At 44.3% G+C, this 23,377-nt stretch carries 21 protein-coding genes and 1 other annotated feature; of the genes, 2 read left to right on the forward strand and 19 right to left on the reverse strand.

What is annotated here, in order from left to right; translation table 11 throughout:
• Positions 1-6: 6 nt before the first annotated feature.
• The 4 genes from JOJ89_RS10865 to JOJ89_RS10880 are packed head-to-tail and all read right to left on the reverse strand — an operon-like array spanning position 7 to position 5,196.
• Positions 7-558, reverse strand: a complete 552-nt coding sequence (locus tag JOJ89_RS10865) for a GNAT family N-acetyltransferase (protein ID WP_203287326.1) — start codon at positions 556-558, stop codon at positions 7-9.
• A complete protein-coding gene (locus tag JOJ89_RS10870) occupies positions 555-2,339 on the reverse strand; it encodes an IucA/IucC family protein (RefSeq protein WP_203287329.1) in 1,785 nt (594 codons plus the stop codon). The genes JOJ89_RS10865 and JOJ89_RS10870 overlap by 4 nt, the downstream gene beginning before the upstream one ends.
• Entirely contained in the window at positions 2,336-3,832 is a 1,497-nt protein-coding gene (locus tag JOJ89_RS10875; protein WP_203287331.1) for a pyridoxal phosphate-dependent decarboxylase family protein, read from the reverse strand. Before JOJ89_RS10875 ends, JOJ89_RS10870 begins: the two co-directional genes overlap by 4 nt.
• A gap of 11 nt (positions 3,833-3,843) precedes the next feature.
• Positions 3,844-5,196 (reverse strand): aspartate aminotransferase family protein, encoded by a 1,353-nt coding sequence (locus JOJ89_RS10880; RefSeq protein WP_203287333.1) that lies wholly within the window; start codon positions 5,194-5,196, stop codon positions 3,844-3,846.
• A gap of 457 nt (positions 5,197-5,653) precedes the next feature.
• Between JOJ89_RS10880 and JOJ89_RS10885 the strand changes: the two genes are divergently transcribed.
• Entirely contained in the window at positions 5,654-7,303 is a 1,650-nt protein-coding gene (locus JOJ89_RS10885; RefSeq protein WP_203287336.1) for an alkaline phosphatase, read from the forward strand.
• Between the two features lie 42 nt (positions 7,304-7,345).
• Here the strand turns inward: JOJ89_RS10885 and thiE are convergent, their stop codons facing one another.
• From thiE to JOJ89_RS10960, 15 genes are all read right to left on the reverse strand, one after another.
• The gene (thiE, locus tag JOJ89_RS10890) at positions 7,346-7,987 is read right to left on the reverse strand and encodes a thiamine phosphate synthase (RefSeq protein WP_203287338.1); all 642 of its coding nucleotides are present in this window, start codon (positions 7,985-7,987) and stop codon (positions 7,346-7,348) included.
• A complete protein-coding gene (gene thiD, locus JOJ89_RS10895; protein WP_203287340.1) occupies positions 7,968-8,795 on the reverse strand; it encodes a bifunctional hydroxymethylpyrimidine kinase/phosphomethylpyrimidine kinase in 828 nt (275 codons plus the stop codon). Before thiD ends, thiE begins: the two co-directional genes overlap by 20 nt.
• Positions 8,792-9,601: a hydroxyethylthiazole kinase gene (gene thiM, locus JOJ89_RS10900; RefSeq protein ID WP_203287342.1), complete on the reverse strand. Its 810-nt coding sequence runs from the start codon at positions 9,599-9,601 to the stop codon at positions 8,792-8,794. Before thiM ends, thiD begins: the two co-directional genes overlap by 4 nt.
• A 201-nt stretch (positions 9,602-9,802) precedes the next feature.
• Positions 9,803-10,924 (reverse strand): GerAB/ArcD/ProY family transporter, encoded by a 1,122-nt coding sequence (locus JOJ89_RS10905; RefSeq protein WP_203287344.1) that lies wholly within the window; start codon positions 10,922-10,924, stop codon positions 9,803-9,805.
• Between the two features lie 23 nt (positions 10,925-10,947).
• Positions 10,948-12,111, reverse strand: coding sequence for a Ger(x)C family spore germination protein (locus JOJ89_RS10910; protein ID WP_203287346.1), 1,164 nt, complete (start codon positions 12,109-12,111; stop codon positions 10,948-10,950).
• Positions 12,112-12,121: 10 nt separating this feature from the next.
• Positions 12,122-13,600, reverse strand: a complete 1,479-nt coding sequence (locus tag JOJ89_RS10915; RefSeq protein WP_203287348.1) for a spore germination protein — start codon at positions 13,598-13,600, stop codon at positions 12,122-12,124.
• 21 nt (positions 13,601-13,621) lie between these two features.
• A complete protein-coding gene (locus JOJ89_RS10920; protein ID WP_203287350.1) occupies positions 13,622-15,055 on the reverse strand; it encodes a sodium-dependent transporter in 1,434 nt (477 codons plus the stop codon).
• Positions 15,056-15,115: 60 nt separating this feature from the next.
• Positions 15,116-15,334: a binding site (T-box leader), on the reverse strand.
• Positions 15,335-15,409: 75 nt separating this feature from the next.
• A complete protein-coding gene (locus JOJ89_RS10925; RefSeq protein WP_029280858.1) occupies positions 15,410-15,676 on the reverse strand; it encodes a hypothetical protein in 267 nt (88 codons plus the stop codon).
• Positions 15,677-15,877: 201 nt separating this feature from the next.
• A complete protein-coding gene (locus JOJ89_RS10930) occupies positions 15,878-16,441 on the reverse strand; it encodes a carboxylesterase family protein (RefSeq protein ID WP_242524594.1) in 564 nt (187 codons plus the stop codon).
• 234 nt (positions 16,442-16,675) lie between these two features.
• Positions 16,676-17,506 carry a membrane protein insertase YidC gene (gene yidC, locus JOJ89_RS10935; RefSeq protein ID WP_203287352.1) on the reverse strand — a complete coding sequence of 277 codons (831 nt, stop codon included), beginning with the start codon at positions 17,504-17,506 and terminating at the stop codon, positions 16,676-16,678.
• On the reverse strand, positions 17,449-17,811 hold the full coding sequence (locus JOJ89_RS10940) for a hypothetical protein (protein ID WP_152554724.1): 363 nt from the start codon (positions 17,809-17,811) through the stop codon (positions 17,449-17,451). Before JOJ89_RS10940 ends, yidC begins: the two co-directional genes overlap by 58 nt.
• 133 nt (positions 17,812-17,944) lie before the next feature.
• Positions 17,945-18,403, reverse strand: a complete 459-nt coding sequence (locus tag JOJ89_RS10945) for a DinB family protein (protein WP_029280854.1) — start codon at positions 18,401-18,403, stop codon at positions 17,945-17,947.
• 22 nt (positions 18,404-18,425) lie between these two features.
• Positions 18,426-19,712 carry a helix-turn-helix domain-containing protein gene (locus tag JOJ89_RS10950; protein ID WP_203287354.1) on the reverse strand — a complete coding sequence of 429 codons (1,287 nt, stop codon included), beginning with the start codon at positions 19,710-19,712 and terminating at the stop codon, positions 18,426-18,428.
• A gap of 141 nt (positions 19,713-19,853) precedes the next feature.
• Complete coding sequence (locus JOJ89_RS10955; RefSeq protein WP_203287356.1) at positions 19,854-20,627, reverse strand: SDR family NAD(P)-dependent oxidoreductase; 774 nt, start codon at positions 20,625-20,627, stop codon at positions 19,854-19,856.
• 158 nt (positions 20,628-20,785) lie between these two features.
• Positions 20,786-21,355 (reverse strand): YtxH domain-containing protein, encoded by a 570-nt coding sequence (locus JOJ89_RS10960; RefSeq protein ID WP_203287358.1) that lies wholly within the window; start codon positions 21,353-21,355, stop codon positions 20,786-20,788.
• A 168-nt stretch (positions 21,356-21,523) separates the two neighbouring features.
• Here JOJ89_RS10960 and pepF point away from each other — a divergent pair, with 168 nt between their 5' ends.
• The gene (gene pepF, locus JOJ89_RS10965; RefSeq protein ID WP_203287360.1) at positions 21,524-23,341 is read left to right on the forward strand and encodes an oligoendopeptidase F; all 1,818 of its coding nucleotides are present in this window, start codon (positions 21,524-21,526) and stop codon (positions 23,339-23,341) included.
• Positions 23,342-23,377: the final 36 nt, after the last annotated feature.

The raw sequence follows: 23,377 nt of genomic DNA on the forward strand, positions 1-23,377 counted from the left end.
ATTACGTCATAAATCACCGTTCATCCTCCGTTCAAATTCTTCTCTTGTACATACCATAAACAGCGCCTGTTTATCAGGCAGATCTAGCTTTCTTTCGGCTGAAAAACCGCACTTTTTGAATATATGAATCATTTTTTCATTGCGGATGTCAGGCTCTGCGACAAGACGTGCCGTTCTGCTGTCTGAAAACATTTGCTGCATGATGGTCACGAGCATTGGCGCTGCCAGACCCTTGCCAAGGTAGGACGGGTCACCAAACAGCAGATGCACGCCCTGGTCAAAGGGAGCTGCCTCATAGTACTTGCTGATGGGATCTTCCATTGCCCAGTACGTTTCAAAGTAGCTCATTTCGTTCCCGTTCACTGCGCCAATCCACAGTGTTTGATGTTCATCGGCAAGCAGGCCCTTTAGGTGCTTTGCATACTGACTGAAGGGGAAGTTCTGCTTCCAGTAAGGGATGACGTGCGGCTCATGATGCCATCTGTGCAGCATGACGGCATCTGTTTCAAAGTCCGCCTTGCGGAAAGTGATATTTGTCTTTTCTGAATGCTGAATCATGATGATGCAACTGCCTCCTTTTTTAAAAGTGGATTTACTACATTGACGTAGACAGACTGCGTTTCAAGCGGGCCGACAAGTTCATCCAAATCGTGATAGCCAGTCATGAGATTCGCCTTGCAGGGCAGATTTTCTTTTTCAAGAAAGTTCTTGATCAGCTGCGATGGATGGTCCTCGGAAACCTCCCAACCTTCCATTTCCTCCCGAATGATCTGCAGCAGTCTTCGTTCGTCTCCGAGACCCGCCGTTCCGAATGCATTGACCAGTCCAAACAAATGATTGAAAAAGAAATAATAGCTCAGTCTCTCATCTGCAACAGCATCTGAACACAGTGTCTCACTCTTCTTACCTGCTCCGGCAAGATAGGATTCAAGGAGGGTCTTTCTAGATTCAGTGAAGTAAAAACCTTGATTATCCCTGTAATAGAATCGCTCTGGATATCCTCCCTTCAGCTGCACAATGCTGTTTTGCTGATGAGCTTCAAGCGCAATTCCCTTTTCAAGATACAGCCAGAGGACAGGCTTCATGGAGATAGCGAGGTACTTTTTCAGCCATTTTTCACTCACTTCATTTGCAGAGCGCTTTTCTGCAGCGGCAAGATTCCTGATTACACTAGAAAGTCTTGAAGAGCCTCTTTTCAGCCCGTCCTGGCATAAGGAAACAACGGCAGCTGCCTGATTTGCGTTCTCACCGTAAAAAGGATTTTCCCGAAGAATGACCTCAAAGCCGGTTTCGTTTCTGTCCGGCAGTTTTAATGTTAAAAAGGCAGGATCATGCACAAAGCTGAAATTTGGAAACTTATCGGCCATTTCCTGCCCGAGGCGTGTCTCCATCAGTGCTTTCACTTCTGCCCCCCGTTCCAGTTCCTTCATTAAATTAGTCCGGACAGAATTCGTAATTTTGATGTTCAGTGAAAATTTCAGCATGAACGGGACATCCGGATGGTAAACCGTTCTTAATGAGGAGGTTGCATAGTAAGCACGTCCATGCTGCCCAAGGTTTTCTAAAATGCCCTGATCTGCAAGCTTTCTAATTTCAGCATCCTGCAGAACATAGTGAGCCTGCCATGGATGAAGCGGAAGTAATGCATACCCGTCCTCCTGTGCATATTTGCTTTTAAACGCCTCTGAGATTTCCGGATCATCAATTACCATCCTCTTTATTTGCTGAACGGCTGAATGCGGAAGCAGGGATCTGGAATAGACCAAATTGGCAGGAGCCCTGAAATAGTGAAGCGGAAATGCCCCCTTCAGTTCAGGTGAATATGTCCTGATGTCCTCATCGTTCATTCCTTCCCTGCTTTTTGGCGCGGGGTGAAGAAGGTGTCCGAAAAGCAGTGCCTGCTCGGCCTCAAGAAATTGAAAATCAGTCTTGTACAACTCCTCTTCATCCGATGATCTTTCGTAAATAAATTCCGCCATCAGCTTGCAGCTCTGTGAAATACGCTCAAGCAGATCGTTCTTTTTCCCGTCCTGCTCACCTATGTTCAATTCATCCAGTGTTTTTTCTGCGAACGCAAGAAAGTCAATTTTTTCAGATTGATCATAAACAGCATGATCAAATAGATGTCTGCCAGTCTCTGACACATAATCAACGGGAATGTACAGCTCCTCCTGCTTCTTTTTAAGAGTCAGATGAAGCCATTTTCCGGCATGGACACTTGCAAGTTCTGATGGCGCATCCGCTGTGAATATTCCCATCCCGGTTTCTCTTATGTAGCAATTCAAGTAGCTTTGCAGTGCAGCATGTTCTGCGGCTTTCCTAGCTTGTTCCCTGTTCATCCGTTAATCCTCCCTGATTCAATTCTTCCAATTTCTTTTATTCGCTGCAGTATATGTGAGAGATCATCTGTTTTTACTAGAGGGTTTAACAGCGTAAATTTGAGACAGACGCGGTTATTCACTTTTGTCCGGGCAATAACCGCTTCGCCGTCATTAAGCAGCCTGTCCCTGATTCGGCTGTTAAGAAAATCCTCTGTTTCACTTGAAAACCTGCCCTCACCCGTATATCTGAAAACAATTGTGCTCAGCTCAGGTTTATGCATTGGAGTAAACGCTCCATCACTCTTAAGCATCGTGTATGCCTCTTCTGCAAGGTAAAGTGTGCGGCAAATGATATCTGACCACTCTTTTTTACCGATAAGCTGAAACGATAAAAATGGTTTTAGGGCGTCAAACCTTCTTGTCGTCTGAAGAGATTTCCCGACCAGATTCGGCACTTCGTCTTCCTCTGGATTTAAGTAATCTGCATGGCGTTTCATATACGCAAATGAGCTTCGTTCTTTGACGAGAAACGCGCCGCAGCTGATTGGCTGATAGAACATCTTATGAAAATCGACCGTTATGGAGTCTGCCTCCTCAATACCGTTTAATTTATGTTTATGAAGCGCTGTCATGATGAGGCCTCCCCCATATGCTGCATCTACATGAAACCATAGGCCGTATTGTTTCGCGGCACGGCTCATTTCCATTAGAGGATCGATTGCTCCAAAATCCGTTGTTCCCGCTGTTGCGAATAAGGCAAATGGAAACTCCCCTGCGGTCCTCAGTTCCTTGAGCTTTTTGATTAAATCCTTCATGCACATTCTGTGGGCTTGATCCGTTCTAACCGGAACGACCGCATCCTCTCCGAGTCCCAATACGGCAGCTGACTGCTGTACAGAGAAATGCGCCGCATCCGAACAAAGAATTTTCAGCCGTTTCTGCTCCGGCGGGAGACCCTGCTTTTTGACGTCCCAGTTCCACAGCTTCATGCAGGCATGCTCTCTTGCAAGCATCAGTCCCATCAGATTGGATTGTGTTCCCCCGCTTGTCATGACCCCGTCACCTTCTGGAAGTCCAAAAAGGCGGCACAGCCCATCCATCATCATTTGCTCCACCATCGTTGCCGCCCCGCTTTGATCCCAGGAATCCATCGAAACATTTAACCCTGAGATCAGCGCTTCTGCTGCAAGACCCGGCAGCATGGGCGGACAGTGAAGGTGGGCGGCACATGACGGATGATGAACCGAAATGCTGTGCCTCCCGACAGCTGCGTTCAGCTTCTGAAACAGCAGTTCAGTGTTCATTGCCTCGTCAGGATGCACATTGGGGAAGTGAGATTGGATTGTTTCTTTTATATGCTGCGGCTCTGCCCCGCTAAAAGGTGTTTGTTCGAGAACAACAGATTTCAGTGTTTCCATTGCGTGATTCATGACTGACTGATATTCTTCAAGACTCTCCTTTGAGCTGGTCAGGAAATATCGGTCAAATGCCGTTTGTATGCTCGTTGTCATTAGTGTACTCCTTATACGAAACTTGGAATAAGTTCTTTTTCTGCTGCCAGGGCTGCTTCATAGAAAAGGCCGCAAACCGTTTCAAGCTGCTCTTTTGTGATAATGAGCGGAGGAAGGAAGCGTACAGTGCTGCCATGCCGCCCGCCAAGCTCCAGGATCAGCCCGCGTTTAAAGCATTCCTGCTGAATTCTTTTAGCAAGTTCAGGATAAGCAGGGTAGCTTCCCAACGCGTCAGCATCAGCCGTTTTATCCACGATTTCGGCACCGACCATGAGTCCAAGACCGCGCACGTCGCCAATACTTGAGAGCTCCTGTTTCATTTGCTTTAACCGGAGCATCAGAAAATCTCCAAGTACTGCTGCCTGTTCATCAAGCTTTTCCTTTTTAATAAACTTCATCGTTGCGGTTCCTGCTGCAATGGCCAGCTGATTCCCGCGAAATGTACCGGAGTGAGCACCAGGGCCCCATTGATCCAGATCTTTATGATAGACAACCACTGCTAAAGGAAGCGTTCCGCCAATCGCTTTTGACAGGACCACCGCATCTGGTGTAATGCCCGAATGCTCAAAAGCAAACATTTTCCCGGTTCTTCCAAAGCCTGTCTGAACTTCATCTACTATAAGCGGGATTTGCTGTTCAGCAGTAATCCTCCGCACTTGTCTTACCCATTCGTCAGGTGCAGGTATGGCCCCGCCTTCCCCCTGGACAATCTCCATGACCATGCCGGCCGGCTTAACGATTCCAGATTCAGGATCATTCAGTGTCCGGTCAATAAAGGTTGAACCGACTGCAGCTCCTTCATCTCCGCCAATGCCAAACGGGCAGCGGTAAGAATATGGATACGGCAGGAAGTGCACATCAGACATTAAATTTTGAATGCTGGACTTGGGTCCAAGATTCCCCATCAGGCTGAGAGATCCATTTGTCATGCCGTGGTATCCGCCCTGAAAAGAAAGCATGCCTCCTCTGCCTGTTGCCGTTTTAACCAGCTTCATCGCAGCTTCAACAGCATCTGATCCTGAAGGTCCGCAAAACTGAATCTTTGCATTTTCTGCAAATGAAGGCGGTAATGCATTGTAAAGCTCTTCAACAAATTCCTCTTTCATGGGAGTTGTCAGATCCAGCGTATGCAATGGACGCTTCCCTTTTATCACATTCTCGAGTGCTTGGATCACAACCGGATGATTATGGCCAAGGGCAAGCGTTCCAGCCCCTGCCAGGCAGTCTATGTAGGTTTTATTTTCAACATCTTTGACAAAAATGCCCTCTGCCTCACTGATGGCGATCGGTAATCTGCGAGGATAGGATCTTGCATTTGATTCTCTTTTGTTTTGACTGTTTAAATAGAATTCATTTGTCAGCATGAATAATCACCCTTTTACATTTGATAATAATTCTCATTCTCATTTAAAAAGAAAAACGGCACTTTCGCCGCTTCAAATATCTGAATACACTTGAATATTAATTGAAAATGATTATCAATGTCAATGGAGTTTGGATGATTCAGTTCATCCTGCCCAGATTTCAGGATTTGCTGTCTCGCTGAAATGGAGCCTTTTTCCTGCTTATTATCTGGCTTATACCTTCTATTAGGGTCATATAGCCCCATTGGCTGAAAGGTTTGTACAGAATTGAACGTTCTATATAGTTAACATAATGATATTATTATCCTTTTCTTTTATTCTGTGAATTTCCTCCCGCTCCTTATGAATCATCTTAATATTCCGGTAATCATGTATTAAATTTTAATTTACAAACCTACCATACTCGGTTAACGTTTAGCCGATATTCTTTACTTATACCAATTATTCGGGAGGCTAAATGATGACTTTAAACAAAAAAATCCTTGGCATTACCCTTGCCGGCACACTGGCTGCGGGATCCCTTGGATTCACGGCAGCCAATGAAAAAGCAGAAGCGAAGAAAGCCAAACCACAGGCTCAAAATGTGATTGTTCTTGTTATGGATGGCGTGAGTTCCTCGACTACTACTCTTTCAAGATGGTATAAAGGCGGACCTCTTGCAATGGATGAAATCCTGACTGGCGGCGTTCGTACATACTCAGCTGAATCTGCCATTACTGACTCAGCTCCTGCAGGCACTGCAATGGCGACAGGAAACAAAACGAATGATAAGTTTGTCGGCGTACTGCCTGAAACAGTTTCATCACCTGGCCTTGACAGTTCACTTGCCGATCAGCCGCACAAGCCTGTTGCGAATGTTCTTGAAGGTGCCAAGTTAAGCGGCAAAGCAACCGGCATCATCTCTACCTCTGAAATTCAGCACGCTACACCTGCTGCTTTTTCATCTCATGCTTCACACCGTGGTGAGTATGACAACATCGCAGAACAGCAAATCTATCAGGATATTGATGTTGTTTTAGGAGGAGGAAAAGATTCTCTGACAACAGGCATGGCTAAAAACAGCCGGAAAGATGGTGAAAATCTGGTTGAGGTTGCTGAAGACAGAGGCTATGACATCGTTGAATCCCGGGAGGAGCTTTTAAATTCGAGATCAAGCAAGCTTTGGGGGGCGTTCGCACCGGCTGCTCTTGCCTATGACATGGACCGTGAAACGACAAACCCGAATGAGCCGACACTTGCAGAAATGACGAAAAAGGGAATTTCAGCCCTTTCTAAAGATAAAGACGGATTCTTCCTGATGGTAGAAGGAAGCAAACCGGACTGGGCTGCCCATGCCAATGACCCAATCGGCATGATCAGCGATACACTTGCTTTTGATGCAGCAGTTAAAGAAGCTCTTGATTTTGCAAAGAAAGATAAAAACACAATGGTTATCGCACTTTCTGATCACGGAAACAGCGGTATTTCAATCGGCAACCAGAATACAAGTGCAGACTACCCTTCCATCCCAGTTTCTGAGTACATTGATCCTCTGAAAGAAGCAGAACTGACTCTTGAAGGAGCAATGAAGCAGCTAAAGCCGGATCAGTCAAACAAATTGGAAGTAGCAGCACTTTACGGAATTAAAAACCCAACACCAAAAGAAAAGAAAGCCATAAGTGACAGCAAGAATCTTGCAAAAACGCTGGGTGAGCTGCTTGCAGAGCGCGCAAACCTCGGCTTTACTTCAGGCGGGCATACTGGTGAAGACTTATTCATGTATTCGTATGGACCAGGTAAACCGATTGGCTTTATTGAGAACACTGACATTGCACACATTACAGCTTCAGCCATGGGGTTTGATTTAAAAGAGCTCGACAAAAAACTGTTTGTTGACGCAAAAACGGCATTTGAAGCAATGGGTGCAAAAGTATCTGTAAACGCTGAAGATAAAAACAACCCTGTTCTAGTTGTGAAAAAAGGAAAGACTGCAGCTGAATTTCCAGTGAATAAAGATCTTGCCATTGTGAACGGCAAAGTAATTGAGCTGGACAGTGTAACGGTCCTAACGAAAGACAAATTCTATCTTTCCAAGGAAGCTGTTCAACTGGTTAAAAAGGCAAAATAAACAAAACATCGGTCACAACCAATTGGATGTGACCGATGTTTTTTAATGAACAGATTTCAGTAACCCCTCCGCTGCTCTGCATGGATCTTCAGAAAGGCTGATGGCTGAAATCACGGAAACTCCGTCCCCTCCTGCTTCTATTACAGCACGGGCGTTGGCTGATGTTATTCCGCCGATGCCGACAATAGGAATGGTAATCCCCGCCTTTCTTACTTCTTCAATCAATAGTGTCCCTTTTACAGGTTCAGCATCTTCCTTCGTTTCAGTTGGATAGATGGGCCCTGCCCCAATGTAATCCGCACCATCTTTCATTGCCTTTTTTACCTCTGCCATCGTATGGGCAGAAACACCCAGTATCTTGTTTCCGATTCTTTCTCGCACCTCGCCCGCATCAGTGTCATCCTGTCCAATATGAACACCGTCAGCATCAAGTTCGACTGCAAGGTCAATATCGTCATTGACAATAAAGGGAACGGCATGCATTGCGCATATTTTTTGAAGGCTGCGCGCGAGCTCTCGTTTATCCATACCTGTAAGTGCATTCTTTCCTTTTTCACGGTATTGAAACATCGTGATGCCGCCTTTAACAGCAAGGAGAAGCACCTCTTCAGGTTTGTTCAGGCAATTGGTACTCCCCATAATAAAATACAGGTTCAGTTTCTTCCTAAGTATGCTGCTTTCCATATCGTCCCATCCTTCTTTCCTGATATGCCCAATGATTCGTCGGCCCGTGCCCGTTTCCAAGCTTTAGATCATCTTTTATCGCGGCATGAATAAAATCGGCTGCAAGCTGAACGGCATGTTGAACACTGCTTCCCTTAGCAAGCTCAGCAGTAATCGCAGCGGCAAACGTACAACCTGTTCCATGTGTGTTTTCAGTTGCAATACGATCATTTTCAAAAAAGAAGAATTCACTGCCGTCATAGAGCATATCGATTAACTGCTCAGTCTCATCTGCATGCCCGCCTTTGATCACCACATATCCTGCTCCAAATGCATGCAGCTTTTCTGCCGCACGTTTCCGGTCTTCAATTGTTTCGATTTTTATTCCTGAGAGAGCCTCTGCCTCAGGGATGTTAGGGGTAATAACAAGTGCGAGAGGCAAAAGATGAGTGATCAATGAGTCAATCGCTTCCTGCTGCAGGAGTGATGCCCCTCCTTTTGCGATCATAACAGGATCGACCACAACCTTTTCCCAGCCGAATCGTTTAATTTGGACGGAAACAGCTTCAATGATTTCACTGCTGAAAAGCATGCCTGTTTTCAGTGCATCTGTTCCAAGATCTGTCCCTATCGCTTCTATTTGTTTCATAACCGCCTCTGCCGAAAGCGGGTACACGCCGTGCACGCCAAGCGTATTTTGAGCTGTCACTGCTGTTATAGCTGACATGCCAAATGCACGGAGCTCCTGAAATGTTTTTAAATCAGCCTGTATTCCTGCGCCTCCCCCGCTGTCAGAACCTGCTATTGTTAATGCTCTTGCAACACTCATGCAAGCACCTCCTCAAGCTTTATGCGTTCTCTCAAATCTTTCGGTTCAAGATGATACAGTTCATTTAAAAACTCGATTTGAAAGCTGCCCGGTTCGAGTTTGTACAGCCTTTCTACTGCTGCTTCAGCAGCGCATCCATAGACAGCTGCAGCTGCAGCGGCGGCAAAAACATAGTCTTTTTCAATTGCACAAAACGCTCCGACAACTGAGCTTAACAAGCACCCTGTCCCAGTCACTTTTGTCTGAAGCTGGTGTCCGTTTTTGCAGCTGAATAGCCGTTCACCATCTGAAATATAGTCCGTTTTTCCTGTAATCACAACAACCGTCCTCAACTGCTTTGCAGCTTTAACGGCAAGCGCTGCAGCATCCCCTTCTCCTGCACCAGAATCGACCCCTTTTATTGCCCAGTTTTCACCTGCAAGACTTGCAACCTCTGCAGCATTGCCCCGGATTACGGCAATGTCCAGCTTTTCTGCAAGCATTTTAGCCGTCTCCGTTCTGTAAGGTGTTGCCCCTGAACCAACCGGATCTAAGATAACAGGAACATTGTGCTTATTGGCAGAAGCTCCGGCAATCAGCATCGACTCTACTATTCTTTCATCTAATGTACCGATATTCAGTACGACTGCACCCGCTATTTTTGCCATATCCGCGACTTCTTCTTTCGCATAGGCCATGACGGGAGAAGCCCCAAGAGCAAGAAGCCCGTTTGCCGTAAAATTTGTCACGACCGTATTCGTTATGTTGTGCACTAGCGGGTTTTGTTCTCTTACATTCTCCAATACTAATTCTGCTTGAATGGACATGATCGTTTCCCCTCCAATATAAATAAGCACTTTGCCGCGGCAAAGTGCTTACAGGTATCCCTATAATCTCCCTGCGCTGGCATTATCCAACAGGTTCATCCGGTCTGCAGCAGTTAGCCGCACTCTCAGCCTGATTCCACAAGCTCCCGTTTTGTTATGTACTTTGTTTCAAAGTCTACCCGTACAAGGGAGATTTTGCAACTATTTATCTTGGACAGCTGCTTTCTTTTTCTTAAGCTGGTTTTTTATCAGAAGAATAAAAAGGAGCAGCAGCGGAATTCCGAATTGAAATGGGAGATGAATATATTTAGGAACGATTTCAAGACCGGTTTTCGTATGCTCTACTATGCTTTTATCCATAAAAAAGGTGGATGCGAATCCAGCTGAAAGGACCCCGTATACGAGGTGATTATTTTTTACCCTGGGCATAATCTCAGACAGGCTTTTTATAGCGGCATAGCAGAGAAGCACCACTTTTATAAACCCTACAAAGAAAAAAACAATGACAGAAAGGATTTCGATATGCTGAAAAAAATCCAGCAAATCAATCGTTTCGATTGATTTAATGAGGGGATAGGAAAAATAGACCGCAATTTTCGCCCCTAGCATGCCGATGATGGATTCTGTTATGACAATAATAATGAGACCGCTGAATACAACAGCCATCCATCCTCTTTTAAGCAAATAGGACTGATTATTCACAGCGGGAAAAATCATGAGGAATGCAATCAGTTCTCCGAACGGAAACGTTATTTTTGCCGGAAAAACAGATCCTATCACGGACCTCCAGTCAGGCTTTATAAGAGGTAGAACATTTGTCCATTCGAACATTGGGTTCAAAATAGTTATGAGTGTAGTCAGCGCAATCATCATAACACTTCCAAAAAAAAGAAATTCCGATACTCTTGCAATCGCCTCTAATCCTAATATGCACGCATAACCTGTGAGCAGAATGAAAACAAAACCAATGACCCAGGTTTCAATGTTGTAAAAAAGGACCGTGCTGATGAAAAACTCAAAATCTTTCACTACTCTCATGCCGATATAAAGAAAGTAGACCGCGTACAGGCAAATGAAACATGTCCCTATCCACTTGCCGAAACTTGTCTTCAAAAGCTCTGTAAAGGTTTTTCTCCTGGGTTCGATGCGGAGTATCCATATATACATAAAATAAATGACTATACCTGCCGCCGTGGCTATCATATTTACAAGCCAGGCTTCTTCCTCAGAATCTAAGCTGAGACCTACTACCACTGTGCTGCCTAATAGAAAAAGAACCATTAAGGAAAAAACCTGATTAGGAGTAATCTGCTGATTCATCATTCATCATCCTTTGCATGAAAGGGTTACGGTATCCGGTTCACATCTCCAATATCTTCAATCTCCAAATCCACTTCTACTTCTACTGGAACCTCAGGATATAGTTCTTTCCATTTCTTGTTGATTTCCTGAAATTTATAGGGATTTCTCAAATAGACTTCTTTTAGAAAACCAAGAAAGTCATTGTTTTCTTCCTGACTTCTGGCAATCAGTCCTGCCATCTCATTTTTTATGGCTGTTTCAGCCTTTGATTCTAGATAAGGGAGATCATCCTTGCTGCATGTGCTTTCAAACAATTCCCCTTTCATCTTCCGTTTAACTTGAAATGAGATCATTCCGTTATTGAATACTGGTTTTACGCTGGTTTTTGACTTTTTAATGTGTACGGTAAAAAAACCAGCTCCGCATTTAGTCTCAATTGTCGTTGTATTGTTGGTAAAACCAAGAAAAATCTTGCTCTCATCCCTGCTTAAATAACCAGCAAGCTTGTCTTTTTTAAAATAAGCCATTCCGTTCAGGATCAAAAGAACCTCCGGCTCAGGTGAAGAAATGTTCTCTTGTGAGGAACCTATCTCCTGATCACTGCTGAGAGTGACATAGGGAATTGCTGCTGCTTTTATATTTCTGAGAAGATCGTTCATCACTTTAACAGGATATACACCCGACACAGATCCAAGGTTCAATTCATTGCTATGGACTATGTCGTTGATTCTTTTAGATGAGACCTTTTCAGCCGGGGTAATGGTTCTTATAATTCTGCTTGCCGGATAATCTTTTGTGACCATAATTTTTATGCTGGATGAAATTTCAGATTCTGTCAGAAACAAGGCCAGTATCTCATGAATCCCTTGTTCCCTTGCTGTTTGTTCTCCAATGACAATCAATTCGGCGCTGTCGAGAAAAATTTTCTTTGGATTGCGGTTTAGGATATTTTTGATAGCCTGAGAAATCGTTCTGCCTGATTGCTGGTAGATAATTGAACCCGGAACTTCTCCCGCTGAATCAGGTTTAGCTGCAGTATTTATCATCTGAAGGGTTACCTCATACCCTTCATCTCTTGAATCAATCCCAATGGCACTGACTATGGAAATCGATTTAATTAGGGTATCCTCTACATTTTTAGAAATAACCACACTGGATAAAAGAGTAATAATGACGAAAAATATAAGTGCCCATGCTTTTTTCTTCATTGTGTCCTCCTTACTCGTTTTTCAGCTGGTCTTTTTCTTCTTTCGTAAACGTTTTCTTATTATTCAGCTGTTCATAAATGGGAACCCTGAATGCAGCATCCTTCTGGTCTTCCAGTTTAAAAGGGGCCAACGGGGCAAGATACGGCACTCCGAATGATCTTGATGATGACAACTGGAGCAGATAATACATAATACCTGCAATAATCCCGAAAAAACCTAAAACGGATGCAAGAAACATAAAAACAATCGTCAGTTTTTGAGAAACTGCGGCAAGAGAATACACCGGAATGATGCTTGAAAAGATGTAGGATGCACTTAAAATAACAAGCGTAAATGGCTGAACAAGATAAGCTTCAACCGCAGATTGTCCAAGGACAATGGCCGCAAAAACAGTGACTGTAAACACAACGGATTGCGGAAGTCTAAGCGAACTTTCGGTAATTATCAGGATCAGAAAATAAAAGACAATGGTCTCAACAACTGTCGGAGCAGGCACAAGTTCCCTCTGTGTGACAATTCCAACGAGCAGATTTGTCGGAATCAGACCGGGATGATAAATCGTAAAGGCAATATACAGGGCTGGGAGCAGGATGGCAAAGCAAAAGATGAATATCCTTACAAATCTTTTTGCCATCAATTTTTTCGTCAGAAAATAATAATCATCCGGTGACTGAAACAGCTGCACAAACACAGTCGGCAAAGTAACCACGAACGGCGTTCCGTCAACAAGGAGAGCAATCCTCCCTTCCAGAATTTCGCTGCAGACAACGTCCGGCCTGTCAGTAGATAGCGTCAGCGGAAAGATCGAGTTTGAAGATTTTTGCAGGGTCTCTTCAAGATAGTTGCAATCAAGGATGACGTCCATTTTTATAGAGGACAGCTTCTCTTTCAGCTCTTTTAAAATTTCTTTATCAGCTTTTCCTTCCATGTAAATGATGCAGATTTTGGTTGTTGAATTAATTTCAGGAGACTCTATTCTGAGTGCAGGATTTCTGATCACTTTTCTAATTAATGCCGTATTCGATGAAATATCTTCATTAAACCCGATGTCAGGCCCTTTAAGTGTTCGCTGTGCTTTCGGATTTGAAATACTTCTTTCAGGAAACTTGTCTGTTCCGGCAGAAATACAGCTCGAGTGACCTTCAATAAGAATGACGGTATTACCAAAAAGAAGCTCATTTACTGCATCTTTCATGTCTGTAATCTTCCTGGTGTCCTTAAGGGCAATAACATGATTCAGGAGGAAATCAACAGTATCATCTGCTTCCTCGGCCTTTTCTGCATGAAATGAAGCAAGGGATGGAATTAGCAGATCCTCCAGCTGTTTGTTTTCAACAATCGTGCTGATATATACGATTAAAAAAGAAAACCCTTTATTTTTTATTTCTTTAAATTTCAAATCCGAACTGTCTCCAAGCATCTCTCTGAACAATGACTTGCCTGAACCCAAAGATTCAGGTACTTTTACAGGAGCAACCATTTTTGACATGCGCAGTCCCTCCCTTTCATTTTAGTCATGGATTAATATTCCTTTCTTACACCTGAAGTATACGCAAAAAGGACCCCGCAGCAGCGGAGTCCTTCCATTTTTATATAACAGCTTCCAAACACCCAATACATCAAGCAATACAAGGAAAATGGCAATTGGTGCCACATATCTCATAAGCAGGAACCACACATTGAACAGTCCTCTGGATAAAGAAGATCCTTTAGAAAGCTCTTCATAAAGTGCGGATTTTTTCATTTTCAGCGGAACAAATATAGAAATAAGCAGGGCTCCCACAGGCATCAGGATATTACTGACCAGATAATCCGCCGCATCAAAAATCGTTTTGCCAAAAATGCTTACTTCGCTCCAGACCCCGAACGATAAGGCAGATGGTATACCCACTGCAAAGATTAGTAGTCCAATTGTCCACGACCATTTTGTCCGTTTTTCAGCGTCGCTCTTTGATAACACAGATACAATAATTTCAAGCATGGAAAATGCCGAAGTTAAAGATGCAAACAGGAAAAGAAGGAGGAACGCCGCAAAGAATACCATTCCAAATGCCATTTGATTAAAAACGGTCGGCAATACGTTAAAGAGCAGCACCGGACCGGCATCAGGCTTCAGGCCGAAGGAAAAGACGGCCGGGAAGATCGCAAGCCCTGCAAGAACAACAATAAAGATGTTCATTCCGACAATCGAAAACGCAGATTGAGGCAGATTGGACTCTTTTGATAAATAAGAGCTGTACGTTACCATAACGGACACACCTACACTTAGGGTGAAAAAGGATTGCCCCAGTGCTGCCAGAATGGTTTCCGACGTTAATTTTGAAAAATCAGGCTGAAACAAAAAGCGGACTCCCTCCATCGCACCGTCTAAAGTAAGCGAACGGAAAATCAGTACGATAAACAAAAGAAATAAAACCGGCATCATAACTTTACTAGTGCGCTCAATTCCTTTTTGGACCCCTTTTGCAACAACCGCAATGGTTATTGCCATGAAGACAAAGTGCGCTCCGACGCTTAGTACGGGATCAGTGATCGTTTCCCCGAACAGCTGCCCATACTGCTCCTGACTGAGTCCGTTTAAATCTCCTGTCAGTGTTTTTACGAGGTAGAGAATAATCCATCCTCCAATGACACTATAAAATGACAGCAGAATAAAACAGGTTATCATTCCTAAATAACCGACAGAAAACCATTTTGTTCCCGGCGCGATTGCTTTATATGACTGGATCGCATCTTTCTGAGTGCTTCTTCCGACCGCAAATTCTGCCAGGAGCAATGGCAAGCCAAGCAATAATGTGAAGAGAAGGAATATAAAAAAGAAGGCTCCCCCTCCGCTGACTCCGGCTATATACGGGAATTTCCATATTGCCCCAAGTCCGATTGCTGATCCTGCTGCAGCTAAAATAAAACCCAGTTTTGAAGACCACTGCTGTTGTTCTCTCATTATGCACCTCTCATGATTGTGTCTTATATTAATGAAAACGCAAAAAAGCCGCCCCCTGTGTGTAGGGGCGACTGTTCATCGCGGTACCACCCTAGTTGAGAATACTTCTTCTCCGGCTCTTAAGTCGATATCGGGACAACCCGCTCATTCCTTCCGTCAGGTCGAAACAAAAACTCAGGGACCGAAATTCATACGCATTGTGTGTACTGACTTTCACCTAGCGTCAGCTCTCTATAACAGGGACAATGCGATTACTGTGTTTCCCATCAACGTTACGCTCCATTAATTTATAGATAATTTAAACATCTCATGACTGCTGATGTCAACCTGTTTTTTTAAAAATGGAACCTGTCCTCACTCATCATATAGGTCAGGCTCATTAAAGACAGTCAGCACTTTTGATGCGCAGTTCAGCTTGCAGTCGAGGTTCCAGACGGTTTTTTTGAAGCATATTACTTCCGGGCTCTCAAGGTAAAACTTTAAGAGGACGTCGGCTTCGGCATCGATAATTGCATAATTTTCCCTGCTTTTGAACAGCTCAAAATCCTTGTGCATCACAAGCTTCCAGCCGTCGCTCAGCGGAAATTCCTTAAAATCCTTAGTGAACTTTTTCAAATTCATGAAGCCCTGCCTCCCCTGCAATGATGTCATTTTAAAAATCATCCTTGTTTCTTTTCTTCATGCATGGTATATTACTAGAGCGATGAGCTGAATTGTGTAAGTCGAAGAACATGCGGAACTTCCGCACACATGATGTGGCATGTGGTTCTTCGCCTCAATACGCAAGGAGACGACTGGTTTACCAGCGTCTCCTTTTCTATTTTATTCCCCCTTGCTCTTGCTCAGCATCCATTTGTACAGCTCAGGATCATTGTATGCCTGGACCCATGAATCATGCTTGACCCCAGGATATGAGGTGAATGCTGCGGTTCCGCCCGCATGCCGGATAGCATTGACCATATCAACACTTTCTTTTATTGGAATCACGTCATCGTCTTCTCCGTGAAAAATCCAGACAGGGAGATCTTTCAGAAGGCCTGCATTCTCAGGGCAGCCGCCTCCGCATACTGCAGCCAGCGCTGCGAATGTTTCCGGCATTCTTCCTGCTAGTTCAAAAGCTCCATATGCCCCCATGCTCATGCCCGTCAAATAGATGCGGCTCTTATCGACTCTGTAAGTCTCCACAACCTCTTCCAGCAAAGCTTGCGCCCCGTCGAGTTCCATAATCCAGTTCGACCTTCTCGCCGTGGATACCGGACATTGAGGAGCGAGCAGGATGAAGGGGAAATCTTCTCTGTCTGCCACCTCCGGAAGCCCTATTTTTCTGACGTCTTCAGGATTTGTGCCCCGTTCGCCCGCGCCATGCAGAAACAGAACTAGCGGCACTTCATCGGTCCCTTCTTAATATCCTTCAGGAAGCTTCAGTAAATATGATAGCTTTGCCTCAATTTTTTTCGTGATAGTTTTTTCAAATACTCCGGACTTCATCTGCTATAACCCCTTTTTTAATCATCTTCTACATACATTCTTCTTTTCATGGCCAAATCCTTTTTTGAACAGATGAAAAAAGACCGGAGATCAAAGTCTCCGGTCTTATCTTGAAGAATATTCTTTTTAGTATTAAACGGGTGCTTCTGCTTTCCTGTTTCTGCTGCTGTCTGCATGAAACAATTTTTTCGTCAGGAGAGTCTGCAAAATGACAAAAATCCCTCCGATGGTCCAGTAAAGCGGAAGAGCTGCCGGTGCTGTCAGCGAGAACATGCCGATCATGACAGGCGACAAATAGCTGAACATGGCCATTTGTTTTTTCTGCGCTTCTTCAAGACCGACGAGCGATACTCTTGCCTGAAGAAAATAGATGCCTGCTGCGAGAAGTGTCAGGACAAGGTTCGGACTGCCGAGGTTAAACCATAAAAAGGAATGCTGGGCAATTTCAGGCGTTCTCTGAATGGCATAATAAAACCCGGTTAAGAACGGAAGCTGAATGAGAAGCGGCAGACATCCGCCAAGTGCAGCAAGCGGATTGATCTGGTGCTTCTGATACACTTTCATCGTTTCCTGCTGCAGTTTCGTCTTTGTTTCTGCATCTTTTGCTTTTTTCATTTTCTCCTGAATAACTGAAAGCTCAGGCTGCGCCTTTGCCATCTTCCCCTTCATGTGCATTTGGTCTTTCGACTGTTTAAGGGCAAATGGAAGAAGAACGAACCGGATCATCAACGTTACGAGAATGATTGAAAGCCCGTAGCTTCCCTGAAACCATTCGGCAAACGTTTTTAAAAGCAGTGAAAACGGATAAACAAAATAGTGATTAAAAAAGCCCGGGGTACCGCTCGTTATTTCCTGAATGCCACCGGTGCCTGCCTGCTGGCAGCCGCTCAAAAGAATAAGCAGGCCTATTCCAAGCAGTGCAAGGAATACGTTCCGAGAGGTGAATGCAGATTTCTTTTCCATGTAGATCCTCCTTGTTTTTCATTGAGTATGAAAGATTCAAGAAGGAAGCCGGACGGAGTATCATCTCCTGCATCATACCGTCTCATCTGCCTGATGATCCAGACAATGACCGCATTTGTTTCATTTTGTCTCCGCTGTGAAATCAGTCTGTCTTTATGCTCATGCCTTACTGCCATTTTCATAGACGGGTGTTTTTTAAAGGACTGATCCAGCAGATAGCCGCAGGCAAAGATCGCCGCTACAGTAAAGAAAAGGCTGATCAGAGTCAGATACGGTGTAAGTTCGTGTGAAAACTCCATCATCATGTGCTGCATTCACATCCTTTTATTACACTAAGTATAAACCTCATAAATAGAAAAAGAAAGCGGATGTCACTTCCATTGCATGGATGGGCAATAAAAAAGCCCGCCGGCTGGAAATTTGGCCGGCAGGCTCTGGTTATCCTTTTTTTACATACAGCGGCAGTTCAGTATGCCCGAGGAGACGGGCATATACAAACAAGTTGCCTTTGTGGTTTACTTCGTGCTCAATTCCCATCTTCACAAGAGATGCACCGGTAGTCTTGAATCCAAAAACGTTTGTCAGATCAATCTCGCGTGAAAGCTCATCATCAGTGAGTGATTCCAGCAGCTGAACGGTTTTTTCCGTATAGAGTTCAACAGCTTTTAAAGGATCTGATTCCCGGACATCCTCTTTTTCCATCAGCGGTCCCGGGCTTCCTGCTTTGGCAACAGCCGTAAATTTGTACATGGAAGTTGCCATATGAACAGCCAGTTTCGAAGTCGACATAGACGATTCGGCAGGCTTAAAATCCGGATCATTGTTTCTCATAATGGAAAGCAGTTCAAGCGTAACAGCTCTGTGCGACAAAAAATGATTGATTAATTTCGTGTTCATCGTTATCCTCCGCAGGTTAAGGTTATTTAGCAAATCCCATAAACTGCTTCAGCATGGAAAGGCCGTATTTGCGGTCTGCACGTTCCTCTTTTTCTTTTTGCTGCTGTACGAACGCAAGAAATTTTTGTTCTCTCTGTTCAATATACTGTTTGGCTAGCTCACGTTCATACTTGACCTCATCATGGAACATTTCCCGTTCACTGTTTGCAGATTCATGGATTACGTTCAGTTTATCATGAAGAGATGCATAATGTCCTTCCGCAGCATTCATGTGTGCTTCCTTCATTTCGCCAAGCTTTTCCTTCAATGCGGAAAACTGGCTTTTCGACATCGTCAGCTGCGTTTTTGCATGTTCGTTTACTTTGTTTTGAAGGCCGGAGAATTGGCCCAACTGCACTTTCGTCTGTTCATCCATTTTTGACTGAAGAGAAGCATATTGTTCTTTTGCTGCCTGCAGCTGTGTTTTGGCCTGTTCATTAAGCTTAGTGTTCAAAGCAGCAAACTGGCCTTTTACCGCATTGAACTGAGCTTCCTTCTGCTCATCAAGCTTTGTCTGCAGCGCGGCAAATTGGCCTTTTGATGTCTGCTGCTGGGATTTTGCCTGATCATTAAGTTTGCTCTGGAGGGCTGTGAAATGGGTTTTGGCCGTTTTCATTTGGGCTTTTGACTGCTCATTCAGCTTATGATGAATCGCCGTAAACTGGTTTTTAGCGGCATTCAGCTGCAGATCCGTCTGTTCTTCAAGCTTTTGCTGAAGCTCTTCCATCTGCTCTTTAGCGGCACTCAGCTGGGCTTTTGACTGTTCATTCAATCTGTGATGCAGGGCGGCAAACTGGCCTTTTGACGTTTGAAACTGTGTTTTGGTCTGCTCGCCAAACTCCTGCTTGACCGTTTTCTTCAGCTGTTCGATTAACGACAGCTCCAGCTGGTCCATTTTCAGCTCAAGTATATTTATGTCCTGTTTTCCTTTTTCTTCAATCAAACTGAAAATCTCTTCAAGCGCCACTTTAATATTTTTCTTTGCAGAAAGTTCTGCATCCGGATCCAAAACGGCAGATGAGGCTGCAGCTGCTTCGCCTTTTCCGTTCATAGCAAGCATTTGGACAATTGTCTCATGATCGAGCTGGCTGTCCTTCATATGTTTAATTTTTCTCAGCATTTCAATATTTTCGGGCGAGTACACCCGGGCATTTTTATGATCCCGTTCGATTTCAAGAATGGCTGTGAACTCTTCTTCCCACATTTTTAAAATGTAGGAGGACTCCCCAAGCATGGAAGCTACCTTTGAAATACTTACCTTTTTAGACATCTAAAACCCCGCCTTTTCTCATTTTTTTGTTGCCTACGTTTTCGAGGCGGGGATAAGGAAAATCCTGCAAGTCGACAAAGGTTCCAAAATAAAGTCAACATTTCATGAATTGGGTTGAATTTCGGCATTTTCCGCGAATAATTAAAATCCGTGAATCGTCATGCCTCCATCTACGAATAATGTCTGGCCTGTTATGTAGCTTGCTGCATCGGAGCCGAGGAACACGGCAGGTCCCACAAGTTCAGGCAGCTGCCCGATCCGCTTCAGCGGTGTTACGGCAAGAATATCAGAAACATACGCTTCATCCTGCAGGATTTTTTCAGTCAGCGGCGTTTCAAAATACCAAGGACCGATGGCGTTCACCTGAATATTATCCTGCCCCCATTCAAATGCAAGCACCTTTGTCATCTGAATCATGGCTGCTTTTGTCTGGGCATACACAACACCTGTTCTCAGGGCGGTCTTGCCTGCGACGGATGAAATATTAATAATTCTTCCGCCTTTCCCGTTTTTCTTCATCCACTCAGCTGCTTTTTGAGACATAAAAAAAGCAGATTTCATATTTGTACTTACAATCGTTTCCCACTCATACTCTGTCACATCAAGTGCTTTTGAACGGATATTCATTCCGGCATTATTTATCAGAATATCGACATTCAGCTGCTGCGCCTCAAGCTCAGCAAATACACTCTTAATGCTTTCTGTACTCGTCACATCTGCAGGGAACGGGTAGGCTTTTCGGCCTTTTGCCCTGATTTCTTCTGCAGCTGCCTGCAGCTCTTCTTCTGTTCTGGAGAGGAGAATCACATCAGCCCCCGCCTCGGCATACCCAAGGGCAAGTGCGCGGCCGATTCCCCTCCCTGCACCGGTAATAAGTGCTGTTTTATTTTTCAGATCAAATGATGGCAGATACATAATTGATGCCTTCTTTCTCTTTTTCTTTCATTTTATCATAGAAGTTTGAGTTTTCAGGAAATGATGCTGAAGGAGTAGACGCATGTGAAATTTCTTTGCATGCAGAACCTTTTCACATAAAAAAAAGAGCTGCCTGATCTCAGGCAGCTCCCGTTTATTTAGAATTTCCCTGCATTTGTGCCGGGGATTGACGTTTGATTTTGCGGTGTTTCCGGAGCTTTTTCTGTTTCAGACTCATTCCCGCCTGTCAGTTCAGCTCCTGCTTCCTTTACCTTGGAGCCGATGGCTGCAAGATCCTGCTGAGCATCCTTGGCCGTTGCCAGAGTTTCATTCGAAGCTTGAATGACATCGCTGACGTTGCCCTTTACATCTTCATTTAGGCGGTCATACAGTCGTTTCGCCTCGTTAATCGCATCTTTAAGTGAATCTGCTGCGGATTTAAACTGCGTGACAACCTGATTTTTAACTTCGCCTGGATTTTCTTTCACTTGAGTGAAAACCTCTGCAGAGGAATCTTTAATGCCCGCCGCTGACTTTTTCACTTGATTCCGCGTATTTTTATCAAACAATGTGACCAATCCGCCGATTACTGCTCCAGCGAGAATACCCGCAGCAAGCTTGCTGCCTTTCGACTTTGTTTTCACTTCCGGTGCTGCTGTTACAGCCGATTGAACTGCTGTGTTTGTTGTTTGAAGCGTGTTATCGTTCGTGCTTTGAATCGTCATCATGATTCCTCCCTGTAGATTAATGTCATATTGCGTACATACCCTTAATGATTTCTTTACGAAACATCATTTTTCCTTCTGTTTATTCAGAATAATCTGTTCATTTTTAAAAATAATCAGTATACTTATTTAGAAGCACGAAACAAGTTGATGGAAATCGGAGGATTATATATGGAAAAAGTGATCGAAAAGAGATTATCCAGAACAGAGGTGCCTGAAGCACTGACTTGGAATCTGGAAGATTTATTTGATTCTCAGGCTGACTGGGAAAAGGAACTCGCCGCAATCGAACATGATGCAGCTGAACTTGCAGCATATAAGGGCACTCTGGGAAATTCAGCCTCCTCCCTTCTTGCCTGCCTTGAAGCAGAGGAACATCTGTCTAAAAAGCTTGTCAGAGCGGGAACCTACATCAGCCTTCTTCAATCGGCAGATGGAACATGCCCTGATAACCAGGCGAACTCCTCACTGTTTGCAGCCCTGCTGTCAGGCGTTCAGGGAAAAACATCGTTCATTGAGTCAGAACTGCTCAGCCTTCCGGAGGAAACAATTGAAGCTTTTATAAAAGAAGAAAACAGGCTCGAGCCATTTTCAAGAAAACTGCAGGATTTAGGAGAATTAAGACCGCACCGTCTTTCAGAAGAATCAGAGCGAGTTCTGGCTTCACTCGGCGAGATTCACGGGGCACCTTACAAAATTTATCAGAACGCAAAGCTTGCAGATATGACATTTGAATCCGTCGAAGATGAAGACGGCAATCTTCTCTCGAATTCATTTGCACTCTATGAAGACAGATATGAATTTTCGTCAAATACATACGTTAGAAGAAAGGCCTACGACTCGTTTGTTTCTACTCTTAAAAACTACAAAAATACAGTCGCATCCGCCTATGCTGCAGAAGTAAAGAAACAGGTGGCCCTATCACGTCTCAGAAACTATCCGTCTGTAACTGACATGCTCCTTAAACCTCAGCATGTCACTAAAGAGATGTACAGCAATCAGCTTGATATTATTCAGGCAGAACTTGCTCCTCACATGAGGAAATTTGCTGCACTTAAAAAGCGTGTTCTGAAACTTGACGAACTGCGTTATTGCGATTTAAAAGCTCCGCTTGACACAGAATTCAATCCAAAAACAACGTATCAGGAGGCAAGCGACATCATCCTTGAAGCACTGGATGTAATGGGGCCTGAGTACACTCAGATCATGAAAAAAGCGCTGTCTGACAGATGGGTCGATCTTGCTGATAACGTTGGGAAATCAACCGGCGCGTTCTGTTCAAGTCCATATGGCGTACACCCGTATATTTTGATGACGTGGCAGGATACGATGAGGGGTGCTTTTGTACTTGCCCATGAGCTTGGCCACGCAGGGCATTTCTATCTGGCCAACAAGCATCAGCGGATCATGAATACACGTCCTTCCACGTATTTCGTTGAGGCGCCGTCAACTCTTAACGAAATGCTGCTTGGAAGACACCTGCTGAAAAAGACACAGGATAAGCGGATGAGACGATGGGTAATCCTGCAGCTTCTCGGGACTTACTATCATAATTTTGTGACTCACCTGCTTGAAGGCGAATTTCAGCGCCGGGTTTATGAATCCGCTGAAAACGGACAGCCAATTACGGCGAACATGCTTTCAAACCATAAAAGAGATGTCCTTTCATCATTCTGGGGAGAGGCAGTTACACTTGATGAGGGAGCATCGCTTACATGGATGAGGCAGCCTCATTATTACATGGGCTTATATCCGTACACGTATTCAGCAGGATTGACAGCCTCAACACTAGTCTCTCAATTCATTGAAGATGAAGGAAAGCCTGCCGTTGACAGGTGGATAAATGTACTGAAATCCGGCGGAAGCAAAAAACCGGTCGAGCTCCTTAAAGAAGCAGGCGTCGATATGACCAGCCCTGACTCGATCAGACAGGCAGTCGCTTATGCAGGTTCACTTATTGAAGAACTGGAAGAAAGTTTTCTCTCTTAAATAGGTCAAAAAAAAAGCTGACTGGTGTCAGCTTTT

It is taken from the genome of Metabacillus sp. cB07, assembly GCF_016839225.1.
Taxonomy (GTDB): Bacteria; Bacillota; Bacilli; order Bacillales; family Bacillaceae; genus Bacillus_P; species Bacillus_P indicus.

Excerpts from the sequence above, each read along its gene's own strand:
- JOJ89_RS10940 (WP_152554724.1), bottom strand. The coding sequence starts at position 17,811 with ATGATGATGGAGTTTTCACACGAACTTACACCGTATCTGACTCTGATC.
- thiE (WP_203287338.1), bottom strand. The coding sequence starts at position 7,987 with ATGGAAAGCAGCATACTTAGGAAGAAACTGAACCTGTATTTTATTATG.
- JOJ89_RS10870 (WP_203287329.1), bottom strand. The coding sequence starts at position 2,339 with ATGAACAGGGAACAAGCTAGGAAAGCCGCAGAACATGCTGCACTGCAA.
- JOJ89_RS10960 (WP_203287358.1), bottom strand. The coding sequence starts at position 21,355 with ATGATGACGATTCAAAGCACGAACGATAACACGCTTCAAACAACAAAC.
- JOJ89_RS10885 (WP_203287336.1), top strand. The coding sequence starts at position 5,654 with ATGATGACTTTAAACAAAAAAATCCTTGGCATTACCCTTGCCGGCACA.
- JOJ89_RS10865 (WP_203287326.1), bottom strand. The coding sequence starts at position 558 with ATGATTCAGCATTCAGAAAAGACAAATATCACTTTCCGCAAGGCGGAC.
- thiM (WP_203287342.1), bottom strand. The coding sequence starts at position 9,601 with ATGTCCATTCAAGCAGAATTAGTATTGGAGAATGTAAGAGAACAAAAC.
- yidC (WP_203287352.1), bottom strand. The coding sequence starts at position 17,506 with ATGGAAAAGAAATCTGCATTCACCTCTCGGAACGTATTCCTTGCACTG.
- thiD (WP_203287340.1), bottom strand. The coding sequence starts at position 8,795 with ATGAGTGTTGCAAGAGCATTAACAATAGCAGGTTCTGACAGCGGGGGA.
- JOJ89_RS10920 (WP_203287350.1), bottom strand. The coding sequence starts at position 15,055 with ATGAGAGAACAACAGCAGTGGTCTTCAAAACTGGGTTTTATTTTAGCT.
- JOJ89_RS10905 (WP_203287344.1), bottom strand. The coding sequence starts at position 10,924 with ATGATGAATCAGCAGATTACTCCTAATCAGGTTTTTTCCTTAATGGTT.
- JOJ89_RS10875 (WP_203287331.1), bottom strand. The coding sequence starts at position 3,832 with ATGACAACGAGCATACAAACGGCATTTGACCGATATTTCCTGACCAGC.
- JOJ89_RS10910 (WP_203287346.1), bottom strand. The coding sequence starts at position 12,111 with ATGAAGAAAAAAGCATGGGCACTTATATTTTTCGTCATTATTACTCTT.
- JOJ89_RS10915 (WP_203287348.1), bottom strand. The coding sequence starts at position 13,600 with ATGTCAAAAATGGTTGCTCCTGTAAAAGTACCTGAATCTTTGGGTTCA.
- JOJ89_RS10880 (WP_203287333.1), bottom strand. The coding sequence starts at position 5,196 with ATGCTGACAAATGAATTCTATTTAAACAGTCAAAACAAAAGAGAATCA.
- JOJ89_RS10945 (WP_029280854.1), bottom strand. The coding sequence starts at position 18,403 with ATGAACACGAAATTAATCAATCATTTTTTGTCGCACAGAGCTGTTACG.
- JOJ89_RS10925 (WP_029280858.1), bottom strand. The coding sequence starts at position 15,676 with ATGAATTTGAAAAAGTTCACTAAGGATTTTAAGGAATTTCCGCTGAGC.
- pepF (WP_203287360.1), top strand. The coding sequence starts at position 21,524 with ATGGAAAAAGTGATCGAAAAGAGATTATCCAGAACAGAGGTGCCTGAA.
- JOJ89_RS10950 (WP_203287354.1), bottom strand. The coding sequence starts at position 19,712 with ATGTCTAAAAAGGTAAGTATTTCAAAGGTAGCTTCCATGCTTGGGGAG.
- JOJ89_RS10955 (WP_203287356.1), bottom strand. The coding sequence starts at position 20,627 with ATGTATCTGCCATCATTTGATCTGAAAAATAAAACAGCACTTATTACC.